The organism is Tabrizicola flagellatus, from assembly GCF_008271465.1.
GTDB classification, from domain to species: Bacteria; Pseudomonadota; Alphaproteobacteria; order Rhodobacterales; family Rhodobacteraceae; genus Tabrizicola; species Tabrizicola flagellata.
The window spans coordinates 172,912-197,832 of the sequence record NZ_VMDU01000002.1 but is presented as its reverse complement, the minus strand read 5'-3'; the positions used below and the strand labels follow the sequence as shown (position 1 = coordinate 197,832).

Genomic DNA, 24,921 nt, shown 5'->3' with positions numbered 1-24,921 from the left:
CCCGGGCCTGATGGTCTCGGCTCCGGCCAGCGGCACGGGCAAGACCACGGTTATGCTGGGGCTTCTGGCCGCGCTGCGGGAGCGCGGGCTGGTGGTGCAGCCGTTCAAGAACGGGCCGGATTACATCGATCCGGCCTTTCACCGCGCAGCCTCGGGACGGGAGTCGGTGAACCTCGACAGCTGGGCCATGCCGGGGGCGATGCTGGACGGGCTGGCGGGGCTGGCCGAGGGCGCCGACCTCGTGCTGGCCGAGGGGTCGATGGGCCTTTACGACGGGGTGGCGGCGCCGGGGGCCTGCGGCAATGGCGCGGCGGCGGATCTGGCCCTGCGCATGGGTTGGCCCGTGGTGCTGGTGATCGACGCGAGCGGGCAGGCGCAGACGGCGGCGGCGGTGGCGCAGGGTCTGGCGCGGTTCCGGTCGGGGCTGCAGCTGGCGGGGGTGATCCTGAACCGCGTCGCCTCGCCCCGGCACGAGGCGCTGCTGCGCGCCGGGATGGAGGAGGCGGGTCTGCCCGTCGTGGGTGCCCTGCCCAAGCGCGCGGCGATCGCGATGCCGGAGCGGCATCTGGGCCTGGTGCAGGCCGAGGAGTTGCCGGCGCTGACCGACCTTCTGCGCGCGGCGGGCGATCTGGTGCGCGAAGCCGTGGACCTCGACGCCCTGATCGCCGCAGCCGAAAGTGCCGTGCGTCCCGCCCCGCCCCTGCCGATCCCCCCGCCCGGCCAGCGCATCGCCCTGGCGCGGGACGCGGCCTTCAGCTTCGTCTATCCGCATCTTCTGCACGGATGGCGCCGGGCGGGGGCCGAGGTGCTGCCCTTTTCGCCCCTGGCCGACCAGGGCCCGGATCCTTCGGCCGATGTCTGCTGGCTGCCCGGCGGCTATCCCGAGCTGCACGGGGCCACGCTTGCCAGGGCCACCCGCTTTCGCGACGGGCTGCGCGGCTTTGCCGACCGCAAGCCCGTGCATGGCGAATGCGGGGGCTACATGGCCATGGGCGAGGCGATCATCGACAAGGACGGCGCCCGCTGGCCGATGGCGGGGCTGCTGGGCCTGGTCACCAGTTTCGAGAAACGCAAGATGCATCTGGGCTACCGGCTGGCGCGGCTGGCGCAGGGCATCCCCGGCCATGCGCCGGGCAGCAGCCTGCGCGGGCACGAGTTCCACTATTCCACCATCCTCGCCCAGCCCGATGCACCGCTGGCCGAGGTGACCGACGCCACCGGCGCGCCGGTCGATGAGACCGGGAGCACTCGACTCCAGCCCGGCGGCGGGCTATCGACCGGCACCTTCTTTCACCTGATCGCGCCTGCCCCATGACCGGATTCGTCCATTTCGTCTCTGCCGGACCCGGCGACCCCGAGCTGTTGACCGTCAAGGCGGTCAAGGCGCTGGAGGCGGCGGATGCGGTGCTGTTCGACGACCTGTCCTCGGGGCCGATCCTGGCTTTGGCGCGGCCGGGGGCGGACATGGTGGGCGTCGGCAAGCGCGCCGGGCGCGCCTCGCCCAGGCAGGACCACGTCAGCCGCCTTCTGGTGGACTATGCCCGGACCGGCGCCCGGGTGGTGCGGCTGAAATCGGGCGATTCGGGCATCTTCGGTCGGCTGGAGGAAGAGCTGACCGCCGTCCGCGCGGCGGGCATCCCCTGCGAGATCATCCCGGGCGTCACCTCGGCCTCGGCGGCAGCGGCGGCGGCGGGGATCCCGCTGACCCGGCGCCAGCACGCCCAGCGCATCCAGTTCATCACCGCCGCCGACGTGACCGGCAACCTGCCGCCCGGGCTGAACCTGCCCGCGCTGGCCGATCCCGGCGCGACCACGGTGGTCTACATGGGCAAGCGGACCTTCCCCGCGCTCGCCGCGGCGCTGGTCGCCCATGGTCTGCCGCCCGACACGCCGGCGCTTTTGGCCGAAGCCGTCAGCACCCCGGACCAGCGCCTGCACCGGACCACCGTCGCCGCCCTGGCCGAAGCCCTGGCCGGCGACCGTTCGCCCCTGCCCGGCCTGATCCTCTATGGCCGCCTGGCCGAAGGCGTCGCGGATTGATCGCGGCCGGTCGCCTTCCACCTTGACCGGACGCCGACAGAGGCGCAGACAGGAAGCTGCAAGGTGTCCCATCAGGCGCAAAGCGCCGGGACTGAAACGGGAATGAGGAGCGGGCCTACCCAACAGGGGGCCCGTGACATCAGCCGCCCCCGCGACTGTCAGCGGTGAGCGGGTTCCACCAAGGCCACTGTCCCCGAGGGGCGGGAAGGCAAGGAACCTGCCGCGATCCGCCAGCCAGGAGACCGGCCCTGCAAGGAAGCAAACCGCCGTCGGGTGTGACGGCAGGAGGGACAGACATGCATATCGAACCGGGCCTCGTCGACGGGGCCAAGATCGCGCTCAGCTACGCCACCGCCGCCGCGGCCGGCGGCACGGCGCTTTACCACATCGCCAAGGCCACCCGCGAAAGCGGCATCGCCTCGGTCGCGCTGCGGTCGCTGGTGGCGACCGTGGGCGTCTTCACCTTCTTCGAGATCCTGCCGCATTTCCCGGTGGGCGTGTCCGAGGTCCACTTCATCCTCGGCTCGACCCTCTTCCTGATCCTTGGCGCGGGGCCGGCGGCGATCGGGCTGGCCATGGGCCTTCTGATCCAGGGCCTGTTCTTCGCGCCCTTCGACCTGCCGCAATACGGCATGAACCTGACCACGCTCCTCGTGCCGCTCTTCGCCCTGCATGCGGTTGCCAGGCGCGTCATCGCCCCCGGCACCGCCTATGTCGATCTGGAATACCGGCAGGTTCTGGCGCTTTCGACAGTCTATCAGGGCGGCGTGGTCGCGTGGGTGGCCTTCTGGGCGATCTACGGCCAGGGCTTCGGGGCCGAGAACCTCGGCTCGATCCTGTCCTTCGGCGCGGCCTACATGCTGGTCGTGCTGATCGAGCCCATCGCCGACCTGGCCGTGCTGGCCGCGGCCAAGGCGCTGCGGGCACAGGGCTCGGCCCTGGTGACGCCGCGGCTCTATTCCGCCGCCTGACCCGATGCGGCGCGGCCTTGCACGGGGCCGCGCCCACCCGTAAAGCCCGGGCCATGACCACGCTTTCCCTGATCGGCATCGGCACCGGCAATCCCGACCATGTGACCGGACAGGCCATCCGCGCGCTGAACGCGGCGGACCTGATCCTGATCCCGCGCAAGGGGCAGGCGAAATCCGACCTCGCCGATCTGCGCCGCCAGATCCTTGCGCAGGTGCTGACCTGCCCTGTCCCCGTCGCCGAATACGACGTGCCCCAGCGCGCCGATCAGGACGACTACCTCGGCGCCGTGAACGACTGGCACGACGCCATCGCGCAGGTCTGGGCCGAGCGCATCGCCGCCCATCCCGGCGCCCGCGAGGTCGCGCTGATGGTCTGGGGCGACCCGTCGCTTTACGACAGCACGCTGCGCATCGCGGCCCGGCTTGCGGGCGTGACCGTCAGGGTCGTGCCCGGCATCACCTCGCTCCAGGCGCTGACGGCGGCGCATGCGATCCCGCTGAACATGCTCGCCGCCCCCGTCACCATCACCACCGGACGGCAGCTGCGCGACCACGGCTGGCCCGAAGGCGCGACGACGCTTGCCGTGATGCTGGACAAGGGCGGCGCCTTCACCGCGATCGACCTCGCCGACACCCATATCTGGTGGGGCGCCTATGTCGGCATGCCCGAGGAATGTCTGATCCACGGCCCCCTCGCCGAGGTGGCCGAGCGCATCCTCGCCACCCGCGCCCGGCTGCGGGCCGAGCATGGCTGGATCATGGATATCTACCTTCTGCGCCGGGGCGGCGATGTCTGACCTGATCGCCCGCGCGCTGCCGCTTTACGGCCTGCCGCCCGACACGCCGCTGACCCTGCTCAACCGGTCCGAGAACGAGACCTGGGCCGCCGGCGATCTGGTCCTGCGGCTGCACCGCGCGGGCTATCACACGAAGGCCGAGATCGCCTCGGAACTCGCCTGGCTGGGTGCGTTGCAGGATCTGCCGGGGCTGAACGCCGTCCGCCCTGTGGCGGGGCGGCAAGGTCTCGTCACCGAGATCGACGGCCGTTTCCTTGTCGCCTTCGCCCGCCTGCCGGGGCAGGAGTTGCAGCCCGGCGACGACCTGTCGCGCTGGTTCGCGCCGCTGGGAGAGATCACCGCCCGCCTGCACCTCCACGCCCGCGCCTGGACCCCGCCGCCGGGGTTCACCCGCAAGCGGTGGGATGCAGAGACAATCCTCGGCCCGCATCCGCATTGGGGCCACTGGCGGCAGGCGCAGGGGCTGGACGGCCCGGGCGCGGCGCTGCTTGCGCGCGCGACCGAAGCCCTGGCCGCGCGGCTGGCCGCCTACGGGACCGGGTCGGAGCGTTTCGGCCTGATCCATGCCGACCTGCGGCTGGCGAACCTGATGGTCGATGGCGAAAGGCTGACCGCCATCGACTTCGACGACTGCGGCTTCGGCTGGTGGGCCTACGACCTCGCCGCCGCCCTGTCGTTCATCGAGACCGATCCCCGCCTGCCCGACCTGATCGCCCGATGGCTGGAGGGCTATGCCCGTATCGCCCCGATGGGGCCCGAGGACCGGGCGATGATCCCCTCGCTGATCTTCCTGCGCCGGGTCCTCTTGACCGCCTGGCTTGCCACCCGGGCCGACAGCGACACCGCCCAGGGCTTCGGCGGGCCGGGTTATACGGCAGGAACCTTGGAACTCGCCGAAGGCTACCTGTCCGGCGGCCTAAGATTTTTCGTCGAAAAATCTTAGGCTTGCGCTATTCTTTCAGCAAGAGCCCCAGGGCCAGCACGGTCAGCCCCACACCCACCAGCACCAGGCCGGGCGGCACCGCGCCATGCAAGGCGATCTCCCACAGGATCACCCAGGAGGGGACAAGATAGGTATAGGCCATCACCTTCGCCGCCGGCAGGCGCAGGCTGGCATATTGCAGCAGGACGAAGGTCAGGGCGCTGGCGGCCACCGCGACATAGACCAGCGTGATCCAGACGATGCCCGGCAGCGCCGCCCAGTCCGTCGCCAGCACCGCCGGCCAGGCGTAAAGCGCCAGAAGCAGGGTGCCGGCCAGCATCATCCCGAAGGTGAAGACCACCGCCGGCTCGCCCCGGTTCAGCTTGCGCACCAGGGGCGCATAGGCGGCATGGGCCACGCAGCCCAGGAAATAGATCGCCTCGCCCCGCCCGATCTCGAACGCCATGAGCGCCCCGAGGTCGGCGCGGAAGATCACCCACAGCGCTCCCAGCGCCCCGATGGCCAGCGCCAGCGCCATCCGCCCCGTCAGCCGCTGGCGCAGGGTCAGCCAGCCGAACCCCGCCGCCATCAGCGGCGTCAGCGTGAACACCGCCGCCGCCGAAACCGGCTGGGCCGTCTTCAGCCCCTCGAACATCAGCACGAAATAGCTGGCCAGGAGGCCGCCCAGCACCAGATAGCGCCAGGGCGCCCGGAGCGCCTGGCGCGGGATGCCGGTCGTCGCCTGCGCTGCCGCCCCCACCAGCACCCCGGCCAGCACGAAGCGCACGACCGACAGGGCGCCGGGGTCGATATGCGGCGCGGCCAGCACCCCCAGCGAGAAGGACCCTGCAACCAGAGCCGAAAACGCCAGCATCGCCAGATGCCCGCGCGCCGGTTGCGAAAGTCGGTCAAGCATCAGGTGCAGAACTTCCAGGACTTCGCGGCCTCTTTCAGATGGGCAAGGAAGGCCTGCACCTTGCGCGTCCGATGCAGATCGACATGAGTGACGATGCGCAGCGCGGACTCCCATTCCGGGCGCGGCGGCAGGATCTCGACCAGATCCGGGTCGTCGGCCGCACGCAGCGTCATGATGAACCCCAGCCCCGCACCCTGCCGCACCGCCTCTTCCAGGGCGGCGGGCTCGGTCGCGGCATAGACGATCTGTTCCGGCGGCACGGTCGCCCGCAGCCAGCGATGGAAGGGCGCGCGCGTCGTGTCCGCATCGGTGCAGACAAAGCGGTGTCCGCCGAACTCGGCCTCCGAGGCGGGTTTCCCGTGCCGTTCCACATAGGACCGCGCGCCGTAAAGCCCCGCCTTCACCCGCACCAAGGGCTGCACCACATTGTCCGGCTCTTCCGGCCCGTTGCCGGCCCGGATCGCCACATGCGCCTCGCCGTAGTCCAGACGGAACAGCCGCATGTCGGTCAGGAAGCGCACCCGCACATCGGGCCATTTCTCCTGGAAACTGACCATCACAGGGGTCAGCAGATCGGCGATCCCGGCGATCGAGGTCACCACCAGCTCGCCCGAGACCGTCTCGCCCTGGCCCTTGATCCGGCTGACCAGATGGGCGAACTGCTCTTCGGTGGTCTGTGCGACGGCCAGGAGGTCACGGCCGGACTCGGTCGCCGTATAGCCCCGCGCGTGGCGCTGGAACAGCTTGACGCCCAGCCGTTTCTCGAGCGCGTCGATGTGCCGGATCACCGTGGCGTGATGCACCCCCAGCACCTCGGCCGCGCCCGAGACGGTGCCCAGTCGCGCCACCTGATAGGCGGTGCGGATCTCGTCCCAGTTCTCCATCTCGCCTCCGACTCCCTGTGCGCATGCGCACATCAGCGCAAATCGCCGGCCAGCACAAGCATGCGGGCGGGAACAGTCGCTGGCCCCGGATGACCCGATGCGCCGCGTTCCGCCCTGGCGGGCTTGACTCGCGGCCCTGGCAGGCGTATCCGCCCCCCAGTTTTCCCGGAGGCTTGCGCTTCCGGTCCTTTGGGCATTGCCCGGGATCGCCACCCGTCAGCGCGGATGCGCCCACGGGTGCGCTTCCGCTTTGCACCGGGGTTCCGCCGCCCCATATCGGGGCAAACGTCTGAAAGGGTGACGCGATGTTCGAAAGTCTCTCCGAACGCCTTGGCGGCGTCTTCGACCGGCTCACCAAGCAGGGCGCGCTGACCGAGGCCGATGTCGTCACCGCCCTGCGCGAGGTGCGCGTGGCGCTGCTGGAGGCCGATGTCTCGCTGCCGGTCGCACGCGACTTCATCAAGCGCGTGACGGAAAAGGCCACCGGCGCGGCCGTGACGAAGTCGGTCACCCCCGGCCAGATGGTCGTCAAGATCGTCCATGACGAGCTGATCCGCGTGCTGTCCGGCGACGGCCCGGCCGAGGCGCTCAAGATCGACAACCCGCCCGCGACGATCCTGATGGTCGGCCTGCAAGGCTCGGGCAAGACCACGACGACGGCCAAGCTCGCGAAGCGGCTGAAGGAAAAGAACGGCAAGAAGGTCCTGCTGGCGTCGCTCGACACCAACCGCCCCGCGGCGATGGAGCAGCTGGCGATCCTCGGCACGCAGATCGGCGTAGATACCCTGCCCATCGTCAAGGGCGAGTCGGCGGTGCAGATCGCAAAACGCGCCAAGACCCAGGCGAACCTTGGCGGCTATGACGTGCTGTTCCTGGATACCGCCGGTCGTCTGCACATCGACGAAGTCCTGATGGACGAGGTCCAGGCCGTCCGCGATATCGCCCAGCCGCGCGAGACGCTTCTGGTCGTCGACGGCCTCACCGGCCAGGACGCGGTGAACGTCGCCACCGAGTTCGACGGCAAGGTCGGCATCTCGGGCGTGGTCCTGACCCGGATGGACGGCGACGGCCGCGGCGGCGCCGCCCTGTCGATGCGCGCGATCACCGGCAAGCCGATCCGCTTCGTCGGCCTTGGCGAGAAGATGGACGCGATCGAGCCCTTCGAGGCCGAACGTGTCGCGGGCCGCATCCTGGGCATGGGCGACATCGTGGCGCTGGTCGAGAAGGCGCAGGAGACCTTCGAGGCCGAACAGGCCGAACGCATGGCCAAGCGTTTCGCCAAGGGCCTGTTCAACATGAACGACCTGAAGATGCAGCTTGAGCAGATGCTGAAGATGGGCGGCATGCAGGGCCTGATGGGCATGATGCCCGGCATGGGCAAGATGTCCGCCCAGGCCGAGGCCGCGGGCCTGAACGACAGGATGCTCCACCACCAGATCGCGCTGATCAATTCGATGACCAAGAAGGAACGCGCGAACCCCGACCTGCTGCAGGCCAGCCGCAAGAAGCGCATCGCCGCTGGTGCGGGCCTCGACGTCGCCGACCTGAACCGCCTGCTGAAACAGCACAAGCAGATGGCGGAGATGATGAAGAAGATGGGCAAGGGCGGCATGATGAAGAACCTCGTCAAGCAGTTCCTCGGCAAGGGCGGCATGCCCGACCCCTCCAAGATGTCGCCCGAGCAGCTTGCGGAACTGGCCAAGGGCGTCCAGCAGGGCGCGGGCGGGCTGGGCGGCGGGCTGCCCCCCGGCATCGGCGGCCTGCCGCTCGGCATCACCCTGCCTGCGGGCCTGAGCGGGCTGATGAAGAAGAAATGATCCATCCGATTGCGCGCCAGTTTGACAATGCCGTGCCGGTCCTGCGGACCGAACGGCTTGTCCTGCGCGCGCCACGGGCAGACGATTTCGACGCCTACGCAACCTACTATTCCGAAGACCGCAGCCGCTTCACCGGTGGCCCGCTCGACCGCGCCTCCGCTTGGCGCGCCTTTGCTGCACAGATCGGTCATTGGCATCTGCGCGGCTACGGCCTGTGGACCGTGACCGATGCCTCCGAAGCGCCGATCGGCCACGTCGGCTTCTGGAACCCCGAAGGCTGGCTGGAACCCGAGATCGGCTGGGCGCTGTATCCCGGCCACGAAGGCAAGGGCTATGCGTATGAGGCAGCCATTGCCGCCCGAACCCACGCCTACAATGCTCTGGGCTGGGGGCCGTTGACCTCGGTAATCGCGCCGGGCAACGAACGGTCCATGGCGCTTGCCCTGCGCATGGGGGCAACCTTCGAACGGGACTGGGTCTCGCCGACAGGCAAGCCTGCGCTGATCTACCGCCATCCCGGGCCGGGGGCCGCCGCATGACCTACGCCTTCCCGCTCCCGATCCCCACCCTGACCACCGACCGACTGATCCTGCGCGAACCGCGCGAGGCGGACTTTGCCGCGATGCTCGCCTTCAACGACAGCCCCCGGTCTGCCTTCGTCGGCGGTGGGCGCGACCGGTTCTGGGTCTGGCGCGGGCTGATGGCCAACATCGGGCACTGGGTGCTGCGCGGCTATGGGCTCTTTTCGGTCGAGACGCGGGCCGGCGAGTTCATCGGCCGCATCGGCATGATCTGCAACGACGGCTGGGACGAGCCCGAGCTTGCCTGGCATGTCTTCGACGGCTTCGAGGGCAAGGGCTATGCGCTCGAGGCCGCGCGCGCCGCGCGTGCGGACTATCACGCCCGCGTCTCGGCCCGTCCGCCGATCAGCTACATCGACCCGGCGAACCACAGGTCGCAGGCGCTCGCACGACGCCTGGGCTGCGTGCCGGAACGCGACACCGTCTTCCTGGGCGCGCCCGTCACCGTCTGGCGCCACCCGTCACCCGAGGCCGCGCCATGATCGAGACCGCCCGCCTCACCCTCCGCCGCCCGCAGGACAGCGACTGGCCCGCCTACCGCGCCTATCGCCTGTCGGCCCGCTCCACCGCGCCGATGTCAGAAGGCGCGGCCTGGACCAATTTTGCCGCCTTCTTCGGCCACTGGACCCTGCGCGGGTTCGGTCGCTTCATCGCCACGCTGCAAGGTCGGCCCATTGGCCATTTCGGTCCGTTCTTCCCCGCAGGCCACCCGGAACGCGAGCTGACCTGGACGCTCTGGGACGCGACGCTTCAAGGCCAGGGCTATGCCTTCGAGGCGGCAAGCGCCGCGCGCGACCATGCTTTCGGCCCGCTCGGCTGGACCACCGCCGTCAGCTACATCGCCCCGGACAACGCCCGCTCGCAGGCGCTGGCCGCCCGGCTGGGCGCAGCGCGCGATCCGGCGGCGGCCAACCCCTATGGCGATGCGACCCAGGTCTGGCGGCACGGCCGGGGGGTGATCGCATGACCCGCCCCTGGGAAATCGCGCCCGCCACCGGTCCGCGCTCTGTCCGGGCCGACCGCTTTGCCGCCCTGGTCCCGGTGATCGAGACCGAACGGCTGCGCCTGCGGGCGCCCCGCATCGGCGACTTCCCGGTCTTCGCCCGCTTTCTCTGCGACGACGACCTGCCTGAGGTGACCGACGACGACCGCGAGGCCGCCTGGCTCGACTTCTGCCAGCTTCTCGCCTCGTGGCCCTTGCGCGGCATCGGCCCCTGGACGGTCGAGGACCGCGAGGGCCGGGTGGTCGGCGGGGTGGCGGTGAATCACGAATACGGCGACCCCGAGGTCGAACTCGGCTGGGTCGTGGCCAAGGGCGCGGAAGGCCGGGGCATCGCCACCGAAGCCGCCCGCGCCGCCCGCGCCTGGCTCTTCGCCACGCAGGGGTTTTCCAGCCTGGTCTCCTACATCGACCCGGACAACACCGCCTCGGTCGCCGTCGCGGAACGCCTCGGCGCCAGCCGCGACCCGGTCGCCGAGGCCGCGATCGGCCACGATTGCCTTGTCTATCGCCACCTGCCGGAGACCGCCCGATGACCGACGCCATCACCCGCGCCGCCACGCTTCTGAAAGGGCACCGCGAATCCATCGACCGGCTGGACGCGATCCTGGTCTATACGCTGGCCGAGCGGTTCAAGCACACCCAGGCCGTTGGTCGGCTGAAGGCCGAGCACGGCCTGCCGCCCTCGGACCCCGATCGCGAGGCGCGGCAGATGGCGCGGCTGGAGCAGCTGGCCTCCGAGGCCGACCTCGACCCCGATCTCGCCAAGAAATTCCTGGCCTTCATCATCAGCGAAGTCATCAGGCATCACGAGAAACTGCAGAAATAACAGGGGCTTGCCCCGTCAACAGCCATCTGAAGGAGAAATGCAATGGCTATGAAGATCCGTCTCGCGCGCGGTGGTTCCAAGAAGCGCCCGTTCTACTCGATCGTCGCCGCCGATTCGCGTATGCCGCGCGACGGCCGCTTCATCGAGAAGCTGGGCACCTATAACCCGCTTCTCGCCAAGGACGACGAAAAGCGCGTCGTCATGAACATGGAGCGCGTGCAGCACTGGCTGAGCCAGGGCGCCCAGCCGACCGACCGCGTCGCCCGCTTCCTGGAAGCCGCCGGCGCCCGTCCGAAGACCGTCCGCAACAACCCCAAGGCCGGCACCCCCGGCAAGGCGATGGCCGAGCGTGCCGCCAAGAAGGCCGCCCGTTCTGCCGCCCCGGCCGCCGAACCGGCTGCCGAGTGATCCGATGCGCGGCCAGTTCAGCCCCGCCTTCCGGGACGAACTGGCCGCGCTCATGCGCTGGCGGCGCGACGTGCGCCGCTTTCGCACCGATCCGGTGCCCGAAGACCTGCTGGCCCGCGGCCTGCGGGCCTTTGGACTGGCGCCCTCGGTGGGCCTTTCGGAACCCTGGCGCCTGCTGCGGGTGGACAGCCCGGAGCGTCGCGCCGCCTGTCTGGCCAACTTCCGCGACTGCAATGCGCGGGCGCTGGAGGGCTACGAAGGCGACCGCGCCGCGACCTACGGCCGGCTGAAACTGTCAGGCATGGTCGAGGCTCCGATCCATCTGGCGGTCTTCTGCGACGAAACGACGGCTAAGGGCGCGGGCCTCGGCGCTGCGTCCATGCCCGAGACCCGCGCCTATTCAGTTGTCGGCGCGATCATCCATCTCTGGCTCGCGCTGCGGGCCGAGGGCCTCGGCCTCGGCTGGGTCTCGATCCTCGATCCGCACCGGCTGGCCCGCGATCTTGACGTGCCGGACGGCTGGCGTTTCATCGGCTATCTCTGCATCGGCTGGCCCGAAGAGGAGGATACCGTGCCCGAACTGGAACGTGCAGGGTGGGAGTCGCGATCCCCGTCCCTGCATCTGGAGATACGCTGAGATGTCCGATCGCATCTGCATCGGTGCCATTGCTGGCGCCTTCGGGGTCACCGGAGAGGTGCGGCTGAAGTCCTTCTGTTCCGAACCCAGCGACATCGCCAGCTACGGCCCCCTGTCGTCGGAGGACGGCCGGCAAGAGTTCCACATCACCCTGACCAGACCGATCACGGGCGGATTCGCCGCGCGCATCCGGGGAATCGCTACAAAGGAACAGGCCGACGCCCTGCGCGGCACCAGCCTGTTCGTGGCCCGAGACCGGCTGCCCTCGCTGCCTGACGACGAGTTCTACCATGCCGATCTGATTGGCCTTTCCGCCTTCGACACGGGCGGAGAGCTGATCGGCAAGGTCACCGCCATCTACAACCATGGGGCGGGCGACATTCTGGAAATATCGACCAACCGTCATAAATCGGCCCTGCTTTTGCCCTTTACCGCGGCAATCGTCCCCAATGTCGACTTGGCAGCAGGGCGCATTGTTGTCGATCTGCCTGACGAGTCCGAGTGATCGGTCAGCGTGGCCCAACCGGGGCCGGCACGCAGGAAAGGGTGGGACATGTTCACGCGCATGCGCCTTGTGAAGGGTGCGACGGCACTTCTCTACCTCGGGCCGCTGGTCGCCGGGCTTTGCGGCTTCGGCTGGACCATGGTTGCCCCATTCACCGCGATCTTCGTCGTCTGGCTCATGGTGCTCCGGCCGGAACAATGGCCCTCTTCGCCCGAGGAATGGCTGACCGGCAGCGCGTTGCTTGCCGCCCTCGCCCAGGTGCTGTCGCAGATCGTCCTCGTGGCGCTGCTTTTCGGCATCGGCAGCGGGCTTGGCGGGCTTGCGGGCATCAATGCCGTTGCAGTCAATCCGATCCTGCCGCTGTCGATCTCGTTCATCGCGATTCCGCTCTGCCGCATGCTGTGGGATTCGCGCGAGGCTGCCAGCTTGGGCTACTTCCTCGACGAGGAGGCCGAATCGGCCCATGCCGAGAATGCGGTGGGCATGGCGGCGATGGCGGTCATCCCGCTGCTGAACCTTCCCGACAGCGCCAGCGACGCCGAGGTCACCGAAGCCGTCGCGAAGGTCCTCGACGTGCCCACCGCCGAATTGCGGCTGGACGCGCTGACTGCGGCGCTGGCAAAGCCCGACCGCAGCCACGCCGCCCTGCGCCGAGGCTTGCTGCTTTGGGCGACCGAGCCCGAGATCGTCGCGCCGGGTCAGGTTTCGGGCTCGATGGCAAAGGCCTTCGCGATCGCCGCCGGCAATCTCGACCTGCTGCGCCTTTACGTTCCCCGCGCGATGGCCCTGATCGCTGCGTTTCCGAACCGCGCCGATGACTTCCCGTCGCCGGCCGAATTGCGCGCGGCGGCAGAGGCGGCACCGGACTCGGACCTGCCCGCGCATCTGCAAGCCGACCTGCGCGAAGGCCTGCGGGCATTGGCGCGGGCCGTCGCGGTGGCCTCCGGCACCGCGACAGACGAGGTGGACCCGCCGGCAAGGGCCGAACCCGTCCCCTTCCGCCAGCGCAGCGTGCGCCGGGCCTGATCCGGGGCTTTCGCAGACGGGCCATTCGCGCTAATTCCGGCGGATGTCCGACGACGCCCCCAACACTATGAAAAGCCATGGCCGCTACCACGTCCGGCCGACGCTGCAGCCCCGCGACCTCATGGAGGAACCGCGGCTGGTGAAGGATGCCTTCACCGCCAAGGTCATCACCCTTTTTCCCGAAGCGTTTCCGGGCACCCTTGGCCTGTCGCTGACCGGCAAGGCGCTGGATTTCGGGCTCTGGCAGCTGGAGGCGATCGACCTGCGCCAGTTCGGCGAGGGTAAGCACCGCAATGTCGATGATACCCCCGCCGGGGGCGGCGCCGGCATGGTCCTGCGCCCCGACGTGGTGGATGCCGCCTTGCGCCACGCCCGGGTCGGCACTCCCGTCGATCGGGCGCGCTGGCCGGTGATCTACCTCTCGCCCCGCGGGACGCCCTTCACGCAGGACACGGCCCGCCGACTGGCGAAGGGGGCCGGGCTGACGCTGCTTTGCGGCCGGTTCGAGGGGGTGGACCAGCGGGTCCTCGACCACCACCAGGTCGAGGAGATCAGCCTGGGCGACTTCGTCCTCACCGGGGGTGAAATTGCCGCCCAGGCCATCCTCGACGCCACCATCCGCCTGATCCCGGGCGTCCTCGGCAACGCCGCCTCGACCGAGGAGGAAAGCTTCTCGGACGGCCTCCTCGAACACCCGCAATACACCCGGCCGGCCGTGTGGGAGGGCCAGGAGATTCCCGCCGTCCTGCAATCGGGCAACCATGCCGAGATCGCCAGGTGGCGCCGCCAGAAGGCGGAAGAGCTGACGCAGGCGCGCCGCCCGGACCTTTGGGACAAGCGTAGGGTGCGCTAGAGCGCACTTCGATCCCTCCCCACCCCTTGACCCGCGCGCCCCTTGCCCCTATACGCGCCCGGTCCGGGGCCGATAGCCCGCCGGACCCGATTCCCTTTGCCTGCCTTCTTCCGCAGGGTCATCGCACGGGGACGGCAAAGCAAAAAGCAGGCGCCACCTGCGGCGGGCTTCTTGCGTCAGGCAAGGGGGACCCGGGCGAAGACCGAAAGCTCTGGCGCGGCATCACCTCTGCGGAAACCACCGCAGGCAGAACTGGAGAATGGCGCATGAACCTCATCGCGCAGCTCGAGGCCGAGCAGATCGCTTCGCTCGGCAAGACCATCCCGGATTTCAAGGCCGGCGACACCATTCGCGTCGGCTACAAGGTGACCGAAGGCTCGCGTTCGCGCGTGCAGGCGTATGAAGGTGTCTGCATCGGCCGCAAGGGCGGCCTGACGCTCGGCGCCTCGTTCACCGTGCGCAAGATTTCCTTCGGCGAAGGCGTGGAACGGGTCTTCCCGCTCTACTCGACCAACATCGACTCGATCGAGGTCGTCCGCCGCGGCAAGGTGCGTCGCGCCAAGCTGTATTACCTGCGCGCGCGCCGCGGCAAGTCGGCCCGGATCGCGGAAGTCGCGAACTACAAAGAAAAAGCCGAGTAAGGAGCGGGACGATGAAAGCCGATACCCATCCCGATTATCACACGATCACCATCAAGATGACCGATGGGACGACCTACCTGACCCGTTCGACCTGGGGCAAGGAAGGCGACACCATGTCGCTCGACATCGACCCGCTGGCGCATCCGGCCTGGACCGGCCAGCAGGCCAAGCTGATGGACACCGGCGGCCGCGTGTCGAAGTTCAAGAACAAGTACGCCGGCCTGGGGTTCTGATCCGGCTCATCCTTTCGGAACAGGGGGCGCGTGGCGACACGCGCCCTTTCCTTTTCCGGCCCGCCGATCATCGGCGAAATCCCGCTTTCCCCTGCCGTTGCCCCCGCATAGAAAGCGCCCGGAACGCAAGGCGGGGAAAAGCATGGCGCGGATCATCGTCGTCGGGAACGAAAAGGGCGGCTCGGGAAAATCCACCACCTGCATGCATGTGGCCACCGCGCTGTCGCGCCTCGGCCAGAAGGTCGGTGCACTGGATCTCGACCTGCGGCAGAAGAGCTTCGGCCGCTATATCGAGAACCGGCGCGCCTACATGGCCCAGGCAGGGCTGACCCTGCCCACGCCGGATTATCGTGAACTGCCCGAGGTCGATCCCGCCTCCATAGGCCACAGCGAGAAGGCCCAGGACCTGCGGCTGTCGCGCGCGGTGGAGGCGATGCATGCCGAGATGGACTATATCGTGATCGACTGTCCCGGCAGCCACACGCGGCTGTCCCAGCTGGCCCATACCATGGCCGATACGCTGATCACGCCTCTGAACGACAGTTTCGTGGACTTCGACCTGCTGGCGCGAATGGATGGTGTGACCGGCAGGATCAAGGGGCCATCGATCTATTCCGAGATGGTCTGGGCCGCGCGGCAGATGCGGGCGCAGGCGGGTTTGCCGCCTATCGACTGGATCGTCGTCCGCAACCGGCTTGGCACGCAGGCGATGCACAACAAGAAGAAGGTCGGCGCCGCGCTTGAAGAACTGTCGCGGCGCATCGGATTTCGCGTGCTGAACGGCTTTTCCGAGCGCGTGATCTTTCGCGAACTGTTTCCGCGCGGCCTCACGCTTCTGGATCTGAAGGACACCGGGGTCGATCAGTTGAACCTGTCGAACATCGCGGCACGACAGGAACTGCGCGATCTGATGACGGGCCTCAGATTTCCGTCTCTGGCTGTCGGCTTTTGAACACCGGTCCGCCAAGCCCCTGCTGGTTGACCACGCGGATGCGGGTCACCTTCTTCAGGCGCTTTTCGAACGGCGTATCCTCTTCGGTCTTGCGAGCACGGCCAAGACCCAGTTTCTTCAAAATGCGGATCGTCTTATCCATCTTGGGCGTCCTATGTTCGATGTCCCATAATTCATCGGCAAGCAGGGCAGGACTAAGGCAGTTTAAGTCAAATGCTGGGTCGGGTCTGTGCTCATTTGGCGACAGATTGTATCCGATTTCGCCACATATAGGGCAAGGCGCCCGGAACTGTCATAGGGATCGTTGTGCCAGCCAGCCGGCCCAGGCCTGGTGCGACCCCGCGAAGACGTTGATGTCGACCTTGCCGGCGATGCCCGGGATCAGCCCGGTCGAGGTGTATTGCCAGAAGGTCCAGGCCGTTCCGTCATAGACCCCGTGCGGATGATCCGCGACCGAGCGCAGCCAGAACTCCACCCCTTTCAGCCGCCACAGCTCGGTGTCCCGGAAGAAATCGACGGTGGTGTAGATCATCGGCCGCTGCCCGTAGTGCCGCTCGACGATGTCGAGAAAGATCCGCGCTTCCTCGCGAATCGTGGCGCCGTCCCGGCGGAGGGTGCAGGTGGGGCTGAAGGGCGTCCATTCCATGTCGAGGACGGGCGGCAGGGCGCCCGGCGTCCGCGGCACATGCCGGATGAACCAGCGCGCCTGCTCGGCCGCCGGTCTGCAATGATAGAAGAAATGATATGCCCCGCGCTTGACCCCCGCAGCACCCGCGCCGCGCCAATGGCTCTCGAACATCGGGTCCACCATGTCGCCGCCTTCGGTCGCCTTGATGAAGGCGAAGTTGACTCCATTCGCCCGCGCCGTGGGCCAGTCCACCTGGGTCTGGAACCGAGACAGATCGATGCCATGCACCGGATAGCGGTCGGGCGAGCGTCCCGGCCAGTCGGTCGGCTTGGCATCAGCGAAGTTCGACGACATCACGACAACCTCGTCGCCCTTCGGGTCGGACATCGGTGCGCGTGTGCCACCGCAGCCTGCCAGCACTACAGCCACGATCAATGCCAGACCTGCCCGCATCACTCCGCTCCGTTTTTCAGAGGAGTGTGCAGGACAAGCCCGGCCTTGTCATGCCCTTCGCAAAGCGGGTTGCGGCTGGCTGCCGATCGTCAGCGCGCGAAATCGGCCGTGGTCACGGCGCCATCGCCATCGGCGTCCATCATCGGGAACAGTTTGGCCGAGGCCGCCTCGAACTCGGCCATTGTCACCTCGCCATTGCCATCGGCATCGTTGAAGCTCGGCGTCATCGCCTCGTGCACAGCCTTGCCGGGCGCGGCCATGTTCATGCCGTGGCCCTGACCGCCGTTGCCCATCTCCAGCGCCATGTGCTCTTCCACCAGCGCCCATTCGGCCGCCGACAGGATCTGGTCGCTGTCCTGGTCGAACATCGCAAAGACATCAGACCGCTTGGACGCGACTTCCTCGGGCGTCACGCGGCCGTCGGCATCGGCATCCCACTGTTCCAGGAAGTGCTGGCCGGGATTGCCCTGCTGGGCCAGCGAGGGGCCGGCCGCAAGGAGCGCGAGAGCCGCGGCTGCAAGGATCGGTTTCATCAGGTAAACTCCTTTGAAGGTTTGCAACTGTCATACGCTCCGATGCCCGGTTTCCGTCGCGCGGTCAAGCCTTGGCCAGTTCGTCCCAGCAGGCCAGCGCATGACCGGCATACATCAGCCCCGGTCCGCCGCCCATCTGCACCGCCATGGCCAGCACGTCGCCCAGCTCCTCGCGGGTCGCGCCGGCCTTCATCAGCGCCTCGACGTGGAAGTTGATGCAGGGCTCGCAGCGCAGGATCACGGACATGCCCAGCGCGATGTATTCCTTCTCCTTCACGCTCAGCGGACCATTGTCCTTCACTGCCTTCGACAGGGTGCCGAAGCCCTTTGCCGTCTCGGGCACCAGAGCATTGAGGGCGCGCAGCTCGCGCCGCATGTCAGAGATCTTTTCGCTGTAGCTTTGCGTCATGGGGGCCTCCTTTGCCGGTGCCCCGGATGGCACCGCCCGGCATTGACCGCCTTGACGCAGGTCAACCGAACCGGGCCGGGGACAACGCCGCCACCAGATCCGCGCCGATCTCGGGCGCGCGGCCGCCGATCAGGTCCGACGCCAGCCGGCTCGCCGCCGGGCAGGTCTGGAACCCGTAGCCGCCCTGCCCCGCCAGCCAGAAGAACGAAGGCTCGCGCAGGTCCGGCCCGATCACCAGCACCCGGTCGGGCGCAAAGGTGCGCAATCCCGCCCAGCTCGCCAGAAGCCGCGTGACCGGTTCGGTCACCATTTCCTCGTAGCGCGCGAGGCCTTCGGCCAGCACCATGTCGTCGGCCCAGGCGTCGTGCGGCTCCATCGGATCCTCCTCGGCCGGGCTGACGATCAGCGCCCCGGCATCGGGCTTGGCGTACCAGTCCTCGCCCGGCCCGAACATCATCGGCCAGCGGCTGACGTCATGCCCGCCCGGCGCCGGGATCCGCGCCATCGAGCGGCGATAGGGCGTGAAGCCCAGCGGCCGGACCCCGGCCAGCGCCGCCACCTGATCGACCCAGGCCCCCGCCGCATTGACGATCATCCGCCCCGTGACCTCTCCCGCCGTGCTGGAGACGCGCCAGCCCGCCCCATCCCGGGCGATGGCCGTGACCCTTGCCTTCGTCAGCACCCGGGCGCCGCGCCCTTTCGCCTCGCGGGTGAACCCCTGCACCAGCAGGTCGGTGTCCACATCCTCGGCATGGGCGGCATAGCCCGCCATCGCCACTGTCCCGGGGTTCAGGATCGGCACGATCGCCCGCGCCTCCTCCACGCTGATCCGGTCGAAATCCATTTCCCGCAGGTCGTGTTCAAAAGCCTCGGCCCGGTCCGCCTTGCCGACCAGCAGCAGGCCCCGCGGGCTCAGCACGCCCGGGAGCTCACGGAAATGCGCCTCGGACGCCATCGACAGCCCAACCACCGCCGGCGCCCCGTAGCGCGGCTCGTAAAGCGCGGCCGAACGGCTCGAGGCATGATGCGCCAGCATGTCCTCGGCCTCCAGCAGGATGACCTGCCCCAGTTCCGACAGCCTGGCCGCCGCCGAGATCCCGGCAATGCCTCCGCCGATGATCAGGAAATCCGCGTCCAATCCTCAACCCTCCCGAAACGAAAGGGCACGGAGACCCCATGCCCTTTCATCTGTCTCCAAATATCCCACGGGGGTGCGGGGGTGTGAAACCCCCGCTCTGCCGCCTGTCACTTCGGGATCTCGCCGGTGATCCCTTCGACGTAGAAGTTCATCCCAAGAAGGTCGCCATCCGGCGCGGTCTGTCCTTCGGCCAGCCAGGGGCTGCCGTCCTGCTTGTTGATCGGGCCGGTGAACGGGTGATAGGTCCCCGCCGCGATCGCGTCGCGCATCGCCTCGGCCTCGGCCTTCACATCGGCCGGCACCTTGTCGGTGATCTCGCCGATCAGCACCTCGCCGCCGGCGATCCCTTCCCAGGCGTCGATCTGCTCGTAGGTCCCGTCCAGCAGGGCGCCGACGCGCTTCACATAGTAGGGCCCCCAGTTGTCGATGATCGAGGTCACCCGCGGCCCGTCCTTGTAGGCCGCCATGTCCGAGGCCTGGCCAAAGCCGATCACGCCCTCGACCTTCGCGGCCTCGGCCAGCGGAGCGGTCGAGTCGGTATGCGCCGCGATCACATCGACACCCTGGTCGATCAGTGCCTTGGCCGAATCGGCCTCTTTCGCCGGGTCGAACCAGGTGAAGGCCCAGACCACCGACAGCTGCACGTCCGGGTTCACCTTCTTGGCGTGCAGATAGTAGCTGTTGATCCCCATGATGACCTCGGGGATCGGGAAGGATGCGATGTAGCCGATCTTGTTCGTCTTGGTCATCTTGCCCGCGATATGGCCCTGGATCGCGCGACCCTCGTAGAAGCGGGCGTTGTAGGTGGAAACGTTCGGATGCTCTCGCTTGAAGCCGGTCGCATGTTCGAACTTCACGTTGGGGAACTTGGCGGCAACTGCGTTGGTCGCGTCCATGTAGCCGAACGAGGTAGTGAAGATGATGTTGCAGCCGCCCAGCGCCATCTGGGTCAGCACGCGCTCGGCATCCGCGCCCTCCGGCACGCTTTCCTGATACTGGATCTCGACCTTGTCGCCATAGGCGGCCTTCACCTGCATCGCGCCGTCATGGTGCTGGAAGGTCCAGCCGCCGTCGCCGATCGGGCCGACATAGACGAAGCAGGCCTTCACCTTGTCCATGCCCTGCGCGAAGGCCCCCGAGGCCAGCATCAGCCCCATCGCGGCGGTCGCCAGCAGATTTCTCCGTTTCATCCTCGTACTCCCCTTGGTGGCGGTGCCTTTTCCGGCCCCGCGGTTGTTTGCCTCAGCGCGAGGCGTGAAAGTTCTGGCCCAGGCTCGCCGGAGCCCCGCTCGCCTTGCCCTTCCGCCCGGCCGACATGATGACCAGCACGAGGATGGTTATCAGATAGGGGGCCATGGACAAGTACTCGACCGGGATCGCCGAGCCGGCGACCTGAAGGTTCAGCTGCAAGACGGTGATGCCGCCGAAAAGATAGGCGCCGATCAGCACCCGCCAGGGCTTCCAGCTGGCGAAGACCACGATCGCCAGCGCGATCCAGCCGGCACCGGCCGTGATGCCGTCCACCCATTGCGGCACCCGGGCAAGGCTCACATAGGCCCCGCCCATCCCCGCCATCGCGCCGCCGAAGGCGATGCAGGCCAGCCGGATGCGGTTGACCTTGTAGCCCAGCGCATGCGCCGCCTCGTGGCTTTCGCCCACCGCGCGGATGATCAGGCCCACGCGCGTCGCCTTCAGCACCCACCACAGGACCGCCGTCATCAGGATGCTGAAATAGACCACCCAGTCGTGGCCGAAGAGGATCGGCCCCACCACCGGCAGGTCCGCCAGCGCATCGGGCAGAAGCGGCCCGGTCGGCGGCGGCTTGATCCCGTTGTAGCCCTGCCCGCCAAGCGATGAGACCCCCAGCCCGAACAGCGTCAGCGCCAGGCCTGTCGCCACCTGGTTGGCCAGGAACACCTGGGTGAGAAGCGCGAAGATCAGGCTCAGCGCCGCCCCCGCGACCGCCCCGCCGAGGAACCCCAGCACCGGGCTTCCCGTCTGCACCGCGACGACGAATCCGCCGAGCGCCCCGATGATCATCATGCCTTCGACGCCCAGGTTCAGCACGCCCGCGCGCTCCACCACCGTCTCGCCCAGCGCCGCCAGCAGGATCGGCACGGCCGAGGCCATCAGCGTTGCGATCAGGATGACCGGATTGATGCCGCCAAAGTCCATCTCAATGCGCCCCCACAGCCAGCCGGAACCGGTAATTCGTCAGCACGTCCACAGCGAGCAGGAAGAACAAGAGCATCCCCTGGAACACCTGGATCGCCGCCGCAGGCAGGCCCAGGTTCGTTGCCGCCATCTCGCCGCCGACATAGGTCAGCGCCATCAGGAACCCCGCCAGCACGATCCCCAGCGGATTCAGCCGGCCGAGGAAGGCCACGATGATCGCCGTGAAGCCGTAGCCCGTGTTGAAGTCGATGCTGATCTGCCCGGCAGGCCCCGTCACCTCGAACAGCCCCGCCATCCCTGCCAGCGCACCCGAGATTCCCATGCACAGCACCACCAGCCGCGCCGGCGACACGCCGTGGAACCGCGCCGCCCTCGGCGCCTGTCCCGCCAGACGGATCTGAAACCCCGCCTGGTGCCGCGTCAGCAGGATCCAGGCCAACACCGCCGTCACCAGCGCCGCCACGCCGCCCCAGTGCAGCCCTGTGCCCGCGATCAGTTCGGCATTCTGCGCCGCAGGATAGCTGGAAAAGTTGCGGCTGCCGGGAAAGCCCATGCCTTCAGGGTTCTTCAGGAACCCGGTCGAGGCCTTGGCCAGGATCGTCTGCGCCACATAGACCAGCATCAGGCTGACCAGGATCTCGTTGGTGTTGAACCGGGTCTTCAGGATCGCCGGGATCATCGCCCAGGCCCAGCCGCCGAAGGCCCCGGCAATCACCATGACCGGAAAGATCAGCCGGTTCTCGGTCGGAAAGACCGCAAGCCCCACGCTCGCGCCGATGATGGCGCCCATGATGTATTGCCCCTCGGCACCGATGTTCCAGATTCCCGCCCGGAACCCCAGCGCCAGGCCGATGGCGATCAGGATCAGGGGCCCCGCCTTCACCAGAAGCTGCCCGCGCAGGTAGAAGGCGAATTCGCCGAAGACCGGGTCCCAGAAGATCGTCCGGATCACCTCGAACGGGTTCTTTCCCATCGCCGCGAAAAGGATGCCGCCCGCGATCATCGTCAGGATCACCGCGACGGGCGGGGTGGCATACAGCCAGAACCGGCTCGGCGTCGGCCGCTTTTCAAGCCTCAGCATGGTGTGCGACCTCCATCCCGTGCGCGCCGCCCATCATCAGGCCGATCTCGTCCATCGTCAGCCCCTCGGTCGGCCGCGGCTTCGTCAGCCGCCCCTCGTTCAGCACCGCAAAACTGTCCGAGACCTCCAGCAGCTCGTCGAGGTCCTGGCTGATGACCACCACGGCCGCGCCCTCTCCGGCCCGGTCGAGGATGGACTGCCGGATCTGCGCCGCCGCCGCCGCGTCCACCCCCCAGGTCGGCTGGTTGATGACGATGACCGATGCCCCCTGCATCAGCTCGCGCCCCATCAGGAACTTCTGCAGGTTCCCGCCCGACAGGGCCCGCGCCGCCACGTCCGGGCCGGGGGTGCGCACGTCATAGGCCGCGATGATCTCCTCGGCGAACCTGCGCGTCCCCGCCCAGTCCACGAATCCGTTCTTCGTCAGCCCCTTGCGGACCCCCGCCGTCAGGAAGGCATTCTCCACCAGCGACATGTCCGGCGCCGCCGCATGGCCATAGCGGTCCTCCGGCGCGGCCACCAGCCCGGCCCGGCGCCGCTCCACCGGCCCCAGATCGCCTACCGGCTGCCCGACCACCCGCACCTTGTCCGGCGCCGCGCGCAACTCTCCAGACAAGGCGAGCAAAAGCTCGTCTTGCCCATTCCCGGCCACCCCGGCGATGCCAAGAACCTCGCCCTTCGCCACCGTGAAACTGATCCCTTTCAGGCTGGTTCCGAACGGAATCGGCGAGGCCGCCGACAGGTCGCTTACCCCAAGCGCCACCTCGCCTTTCTCCGCCACCCGCCGCTCCGGCGTCTTGAGGCTGGTGCCCACCATCAGTTCAGCCATCTCTCGCGCCGTCCGCTCTCGCGGGGTGCAGGTCGCCACGACCTTCCCCCGCCGCAGGATCGTCGCCTCGTCACAGAGGCTTCTGATCTCTTCCAGCTTGTGACTGATGTACAGGATCGCTGTCCCCTCGCGCGACAACTGGCGCAGCGTCTTGAACAGGATCTCCACCTCCTGCGGGGTCAGGACCGATGTCGGCTCGTCCATGATGAGCAGTTTCGGGTCCTGCAACAGGCACCGGATGATCTCCACCCGCTGCCGTTCCCCCGCGCTCAGGTCGCCCACCATCCGGGATGGGTCCAGCGGCAGCCCATACTCCTCCGAAACCGCCCGGATCCGCGCGGCAAGCTCCCGCATCGGCGGCGGGTTCTCCATCCCCAGGGCCACGTTCTCGGCCACGTTCAGCGCCTCGAACAGGCTGAAGTGCTGGAACACCATCGCCACGCCCAGCCGCCGCGCCTCTGCCGGCTTTGACGGCTGGTAGGCCGCCCCCCGCAGCGTCATCGTCCCGCTGTCGGGGCGCACCAGGCCATAGATCATCTTGACCATGGTCGACTTGCCCGCCCCGTTCTCGCCCAGCAGGGCATGGACCTCGCCCTCGCCGATGGAGAACGACACATCCGAATTCGCCACCACCCCCGGATAGGCCTTGGTGATGCCTTCGACCCGCAACAGTTCCGGCCTGGTCATGCCCGCTTCTCCTTCGCCATCCCCTGCGGCGCGCGCAGAAGCTCCGCCACCACGCCCACCGCGATCGCCTGCGGATGCTTGCCCAGGGCCGGGTCCCCGATCGGGCAGCGGATCCGCCCGATCTGCGCCGCCTCATGCCCCAGTGCCGCCAGCCGCGACCGGAAGCGCCCCCATTTCGTCGCCGACCCGATCAGCCCGCAGGACCGGAAGCCGCGCTTGAGCAGCCGGTGGCACAGTTCCAGGTCCAGCGCGTGAGAAAAGGTCAGCACCAGATGCTCCGCGCCGACGGGCGCATGATCCGCCAGCAGCGCCGGGTCGCGGCTCGGCACCACCGTCACGCTCTCCGGCACCACGTCCGGAAACCGCTCCGGGGACACGTCCACCCAGGTCACCGCGATCCCCGGCAAGGGGGCCAGGACCGACACCAGCGCGCGGCCCACATGCCCCGCGCCCCAGACCCAGACCTGCCGCTCCGCCTCCGCGACCGGCTCCACCAGCCAGCCCGAGACCAGCCCCGGCGCCGGCTTCACTCCCTGTCCCCGCGCCGCCGCCAGCACCCGCTTCACCGCCAGCGGCATCTCGCCCGCGCCCCGCGCCACGATACCGGCCTCGGCCTCCGGCAGCGCCTCGAACAGCTCGGTCCAAAGCACCACCGCCCCGCCGCAGCACTGGCCAAGGCTCGGTCCCAGAGCAATCCGCTCGACCAGACGCGCCTCCCTCCCCCCACCGTGGAGGAGGGAGGGGGTGGGGGGCCTCCCCGCCAGCAGACCGCGCGCCTTCGCCGCCGCCTCATACTCCAGCGCCCCGCCGCCGATCGTCCCGGATTGCCCATCCGCCCATACCAGCATCGACGCCCCGACCTCGCGCGGAGACGACCCCTCCACGCCCGCGATCACCACCCGGACGACACGGCCATGCCTTGCCAGGGCCGCCGCCAATGCGTCCCGATCAAACATCCGCACCCCCAGGAATTCTC

The 24,921-nt window shown here is 68.4% G+C and carries 31 protein-coding genes and 1 riboswitch; of the genes, 19 read left to right on the top strand and 12 right to left on the bottom strand.

Features of this window, described 5'->3' with window-relative positions:
- Window positions 1-10: 10 nt before the first annotated feature.
- The 5 genes from FL625_RS04070 (at window position 11) to FL625_RS04050 (ending at window position 4,751) form a co-directional block, all read left to right on the top strand.
- Window positions 11-1,315: a cobyrinic acid a,c-diamide synthase CobB gene (locus FL625_RS04070; protein WP_200833890.1), complete on the top strand. Its 1,305-nt coding sequence runs from the start codon at window positions 11-13 to the stop codon at window positions 1,313-1,315.
- Window positions 1,312-2,040, top strand: coding sequence for a uroporphyrinogen-III C-methyltransferase (gene cobA / locus FL625_RS04065; RefSeq protein ID WP_149587350.1), 729 nt, complete (start codon window positions 1,312-1,314; stop codon window positions 2,038-2,040). Before FL625_RS04070 ends, cobA begins: the two co-directional genes overlap by 4 nt.
- A gap of 44 nt (window positions 2,041-2,084) precedes the next feature.
- Window positions 2,085-2,305, top strand: a riboswitch (cobalamin riboswitch).
- A 31-nt stretch (window positions 2,306-2,336) separates the two neighbouring features.
- Window positions 2,337-3,011 (top strand): energy-coupling factor ABC transporter permease, encoded by a 675-nt coding sequence (locus tag FL625_RS04060; protein ID WP_149587349.1) that lies wholly within the window; start codon window positions 2,337-2,339, stop codon window positions 3,009-3,011.
- A gap of 53 nt (window positions 3,012-3,064) precedes the next feature.
- A complete protein-coding gene (gene cobF, locus FL625_RS04055) occupies window positions 3,065-3,808 on the top strand; it encodes a precorrin-6A synthase (deacetylating) (RefSeq protein WP_149587348.1) in 744 nt (247 codons plus the stop codon).
- Entirely contained in the window at window positions 3,801-4,751 is a 951-nt protein-coding gene (locus FL625_RS04050; protein ID WP_149587347.1) for a phosphotransferase enzyme family protein, read from the top strand. The genes cobF and FL625_RS04050 overlap by 8 nt, the downstream gene beginning before the upstream one ends.
- 7 nt (window positions 4,752-4,758) lie before the next feature.
- On the opposite strand, the gene FL625_RS04045 is transcribed toward FL625_RS04050, so the two are convergent.
- Window positions 4,759-5,646, bottom strand: a complete 888-nt coding sequence (locus FL625_RS04045; RefSeq protein ID WP_235019307.1) for a DMT family transporter — start codon at window positions 5,644-5,646, stop codon at window positions 4,759-4,761.
- On the bottom strand, window positions 5,646-6,530 hold the full coding sequence (locus tag FL625_RS04040) for a LysR family transcriptional regulator (RefSeq protein WP_149587346.1): 885 nt from the start codon (window positions 6,528-6,530) through the stop codon (window positions 5,646-5,648). The genes FL625_RS04045 and FL625_RS04040 overlap by 1 nt, the downstream gene beginning before the upstream one ends.
- Window positions 6,531-6,835: 305 nt before the next feature.
- Here FL625_RS04040 and ffh point away from each other — a divergent pair, with 305 nt between their 5' ends.
- The 14 genes from ffh to FL625_RS03970 all read left to right on the top strand — a co-directional run bounded on the left by ffh (window position 6,836) and on the right by FL625_RS03970 (window position 16,012).
- On the top strand, window positions 6,836-8,347 hold the full coding sequence (gene ffh, locus FL625_RS04035; RefSeq protein WP_149587345.1) for a signal recognition particle protein: 1,512 nt from the start codon (window positions 6,836-6,838) through the stop codon (window positions 8,345-8,347).
- Complete coding sequence (locus tag FL625_RS04030; RefSeq protein WP_149587344.1) at window positions 8,344-8,886, top strand: GNAT family N-acetyltransferase; 543 nt, start codon at window positions 8,344-8,346, stop codon at window positions 8,884-8,886. The genes ffh and FL625_RS04030 overlap by 4 nt, the downstream gene beginning before the upstream one ends.
- Entirely contained in the window at window positions 8,883-9,410 is a 528-nt protein-coding gene (locus tag FL625_RS04025) for a GNAT family N-acetyltransferase (RefSeq protein ID WP_149587343.1), read from the top strand. The genes FL625_RS04030 and FL625_RS04025 overlap by 4 nt, the downstream gene beginning before the upstream one ends.
- Entirely contained in the window at window positions 9,407-9,895 is a 489-nt protein-coding gene (locus tag FL625_RS04020) for a GNAT family N-acetyltransferase (RefSeq protein WP_149587342.1), read from the top strand. The genes FL625_RS04025 and FL625_RS04020 overlap by 4 nt, the downstream gene beginning before the upstream one ends.
- Window positions 9,892-10,464 carry a GNAT family N-acetyltransferase gene (locus FL625_RS04015; RefSeq protein WP_149587341.1) on the top strand — a complete coding sequence of 191 codons (573 nt, stop codon included), beginning with the start codon at window positions 9,892-9,894 and terminating at the stop codon, window positions 10,462-10,464. The genes FL625_RS04020 and FL625_RS04015 overlap by 4 nt, the downstream gene beginning before the upstream one ends.
- Window positions 10,461-10,757, top strand: coding sequence for a chorismate mutase (locus FL625_RS04010; RefSeq protein ID WP_149587340.1), 297 nt, complete (start codon window positions 10,461-10,463; stop codon window positions 10,755-10,757). The genes FL625_RS04015 and FL625_RS04010 overlap by 4 nt, the downstream gene beginning before the upstream one ends.
- 42 nt (window positions 10,758-10,799) lie before the next feature.
- Complete coding sequence (gene rpsP / locus FL625_RS04005; protein ID WP_149587339.1) at window positions 10,800-11,165, top strand: 30S ribosomal protein S16; 366 nt, start codon at window positions 10,800-10,802, stop codon at window positions 11,163-11,165.
- Between the two features lie 4 nt (window positions 11,166-11,169).
- Window positions 11,170-11,802: a 5,6-dimethylbenzimidazole synthase gene (gene bluB / locus FL625_RS04000; protein WP_149587338.1), complete on the top strand. Its 633-nt coding sequence runs from the start codon at window positions 11,170-11,172 to the stop codon at window positions 11,800-11,802.
- Window position 11,803: 1 nt separating this feature from the next.
- Window positions 11,804-12,307, top strand: a complete 504-nt coding sequence (rimM, locus tag FL625_RS03995; RefSeq protein WP_149587337.1) for a ribosome maturation factor RimM — start codon at window positions 11,804-11,806, stop codon at window positions 12,305-12,307.
- A gap of 60 nt (window positions 12,308-12,367) precedes the next feature.
- Window positions 12,368-13,333, top strand: coding sequence for a hypothetical protein (locus FL625_RS03990; protein ID WP_149587336.1), 966 nt, complete (start codon window positions 12,368-12,370; stop codon window positions 13,331-13,333).
- 43 nt (window positions 13,334-13,376) lie between these two features.
- Window positions 13,377-14,186, top strand: coding sequence for a tRNA (guanosine(37)-N1)-methyltransferase TrmD (trmD, locus tag FL625_RS03985; protein WP_149587335.1), 810 nt, complete (start codon window positions 13,377-13,379; stop codon window positions 14,184-14,186).
- A gap of 266 nt (window positions 14,187-14,452) precedes the next feature.
- Window positions 14,453-14,827 carry a 50S ribosomal protein L19 gene (gene rplS, locus FL625_RS03980; protein WP_149587334.1) on the top strand — a complete coding sequence of 125 codons (375 nt, stop codon included), beginning with the start codon at window positions 14,453-14,455 and terminating at the stop codon, window positions 14,825-14,827.
- 11 nt (window positions 14,828-14,838) lie between these two features.
- Window positions 14,839-15,060: a 50S ribosomal protein L31 gene (rpmE, locus tag FL625_RS03975; RefSeq protein WP_128514821.1), complete on the top strand. Its 222-nt coding sequence runs from the start codon at window positions 14,839-14,841 to the stop codon at window positions 15,058-15,060.
- A 142-nt stretch (window positions 15,061-15,202) separates the two neighbouring features.
- On the top strand, window positions 15,203-16,012 hold the full coding sequence (locus FL625_RS03970) for a division plane positioning ATPase MipZ (RefSeq protein ID WP_149587333.1): 810 nt from the start codon (window positions 15,203-15,205) through the stop codon (window positions 16,010-16,012).
- On the opposite strand, the gene FL625_RS18035 is transcribed toward FL625_RS03970, so the two are convergent.
- The 10 genes from FL625_RS18035 to xdhC form a co-directional block, all read right to left on the bottom strand.
- Window positions 15,981-16,154 (bottom strand): hypothetical protein, encoded by a 174-nt coding sequence (locus tag FL625_RS18035; protein WP_160147724.1) that lies wholly within the window; start codon window positions 16,152-16,154, stop codon window positions 15,981-15,983. The genes FL625_RS03970 and FL625_RS18035 overlap by 32 nt on opposite strands.
- Before the next feature lie 150 nt (window positions 16,155-16,304).
- Window positions 16,305-17,096 (bottom strand): glycoside hydrolase family 25 protein, encoded by a 792-nt coding sequence (locus FL625_RS03965; protein WP_435532693.1) that lies wholly within the window; start codon window positions 17,094-17,096, stop codon window positions 16,305-16,307.
- An 86-nt stretch (window positions 17,097-17,182) separates the two neighbouring features.
- Window positions 17,183-17,626, bottom strand: coding sequence for an EF-hand domain-containing protein (locus FL625_RS03960; protein ID WP_149587331.1), 444 nt, complete (start codon window positions 17,624-17,626; stop codon window positions 17,183-17,185).
- A 64-nt stretch (window positions 17,627-17,690) separates the two neighbouring features.
- Window positions 17,691-18,035 (bottom strand): carboxymuconolactone decarboxylase family protein, encoded by a 345-nt coding sequence (locus tag FL625_RS03955; protein ID WP_149587330.1) that lies wholly within the window; start codon window positions 18,033-18,035, stop codon window positions 17,691-17,693.
- A gap of 61 nt (window positions 18,036-18,096) precedes the next feature.
- Window positions 18,097-19,173, bottom strand: coding sequence for an NAD(P)/FAD-dependent oxidoreductase (locus FL625_RS03950; RefSeq protein WP_149587329.1), 1,077 nt, complete (start codon window positions 19,171-19,173; stop codon window positions 18,097-18,099).
- 107 nt (window positions 19,174-19,280) lie between these two features.
- Window positions 19,281-20,363 carry a BMP family ABC transporter substrate-binding protein gene (locus tag FL625_RS03945; RefSeq protein WP_149587328.1) on the bottom strand — a complete coding sequence of 361 codons (1,083 nt, stop codon included), beginning with the start codon at window positions 20,361-20,363 and terminating at the stop codon, window positions 19,281-19,283.
- Between the two features lie 52 nt (window positions 20,364-20,415).
- On the bottom strand, window positions 20,416-21,348 hold the full coding sequence (locus FL625_RS03940) for an ABC transporter permease (RefSeq protein WP_149587327.1): 933 nt from the start codon (window positions 21,346-21,348) through the stop codon (window positions 20,416-20,418).
- Between the two features lies 1 nt (window position 21,349).
- Window positions 21,350-22,429 carry an ABC transporter permease gene (locus FL625_RS03935; protein ID WP_149587326.1) on the bottom strand — a complete coding sequence of 360 codons (1,080 nt, stop codon included), beginning with the start codon at window positions 22,427-22,429 and terminating at the stop codon, window positions 21,350-21,352.
- On the bottom strand, window positions 22,416-23,945 hold the full coding sequence (locus tag FL625_RS03930; RefSeq protein WP_149587325.1) for an ABC transporter ATP-binding protein: 1,530 nt from the start codon (window positions 23,943-23,945) through the stop codon (window positions 22,416-22,418). Before FL625_RS03930 ends, FL625_RS03935 begins: the two co-directional genes overlap by 14 nt.
- A complete protein-coding gene (xdhC, locus tag FL625_RS03925) occupies window positions 23,942-24,901 on the bottom strand; it encodes a xanthine dehydrogenase accessory protein XdhC (protein ID WP_149587324.1) in 960 nt (319 codons plus the stop codon). The genes FL625_RS03930 and xdhC overlap by 4 nt, the downstream gene beginning before the upstream one ends.
- Window positions 24,902-24,921: the final 20 nt, after the last annotated feature.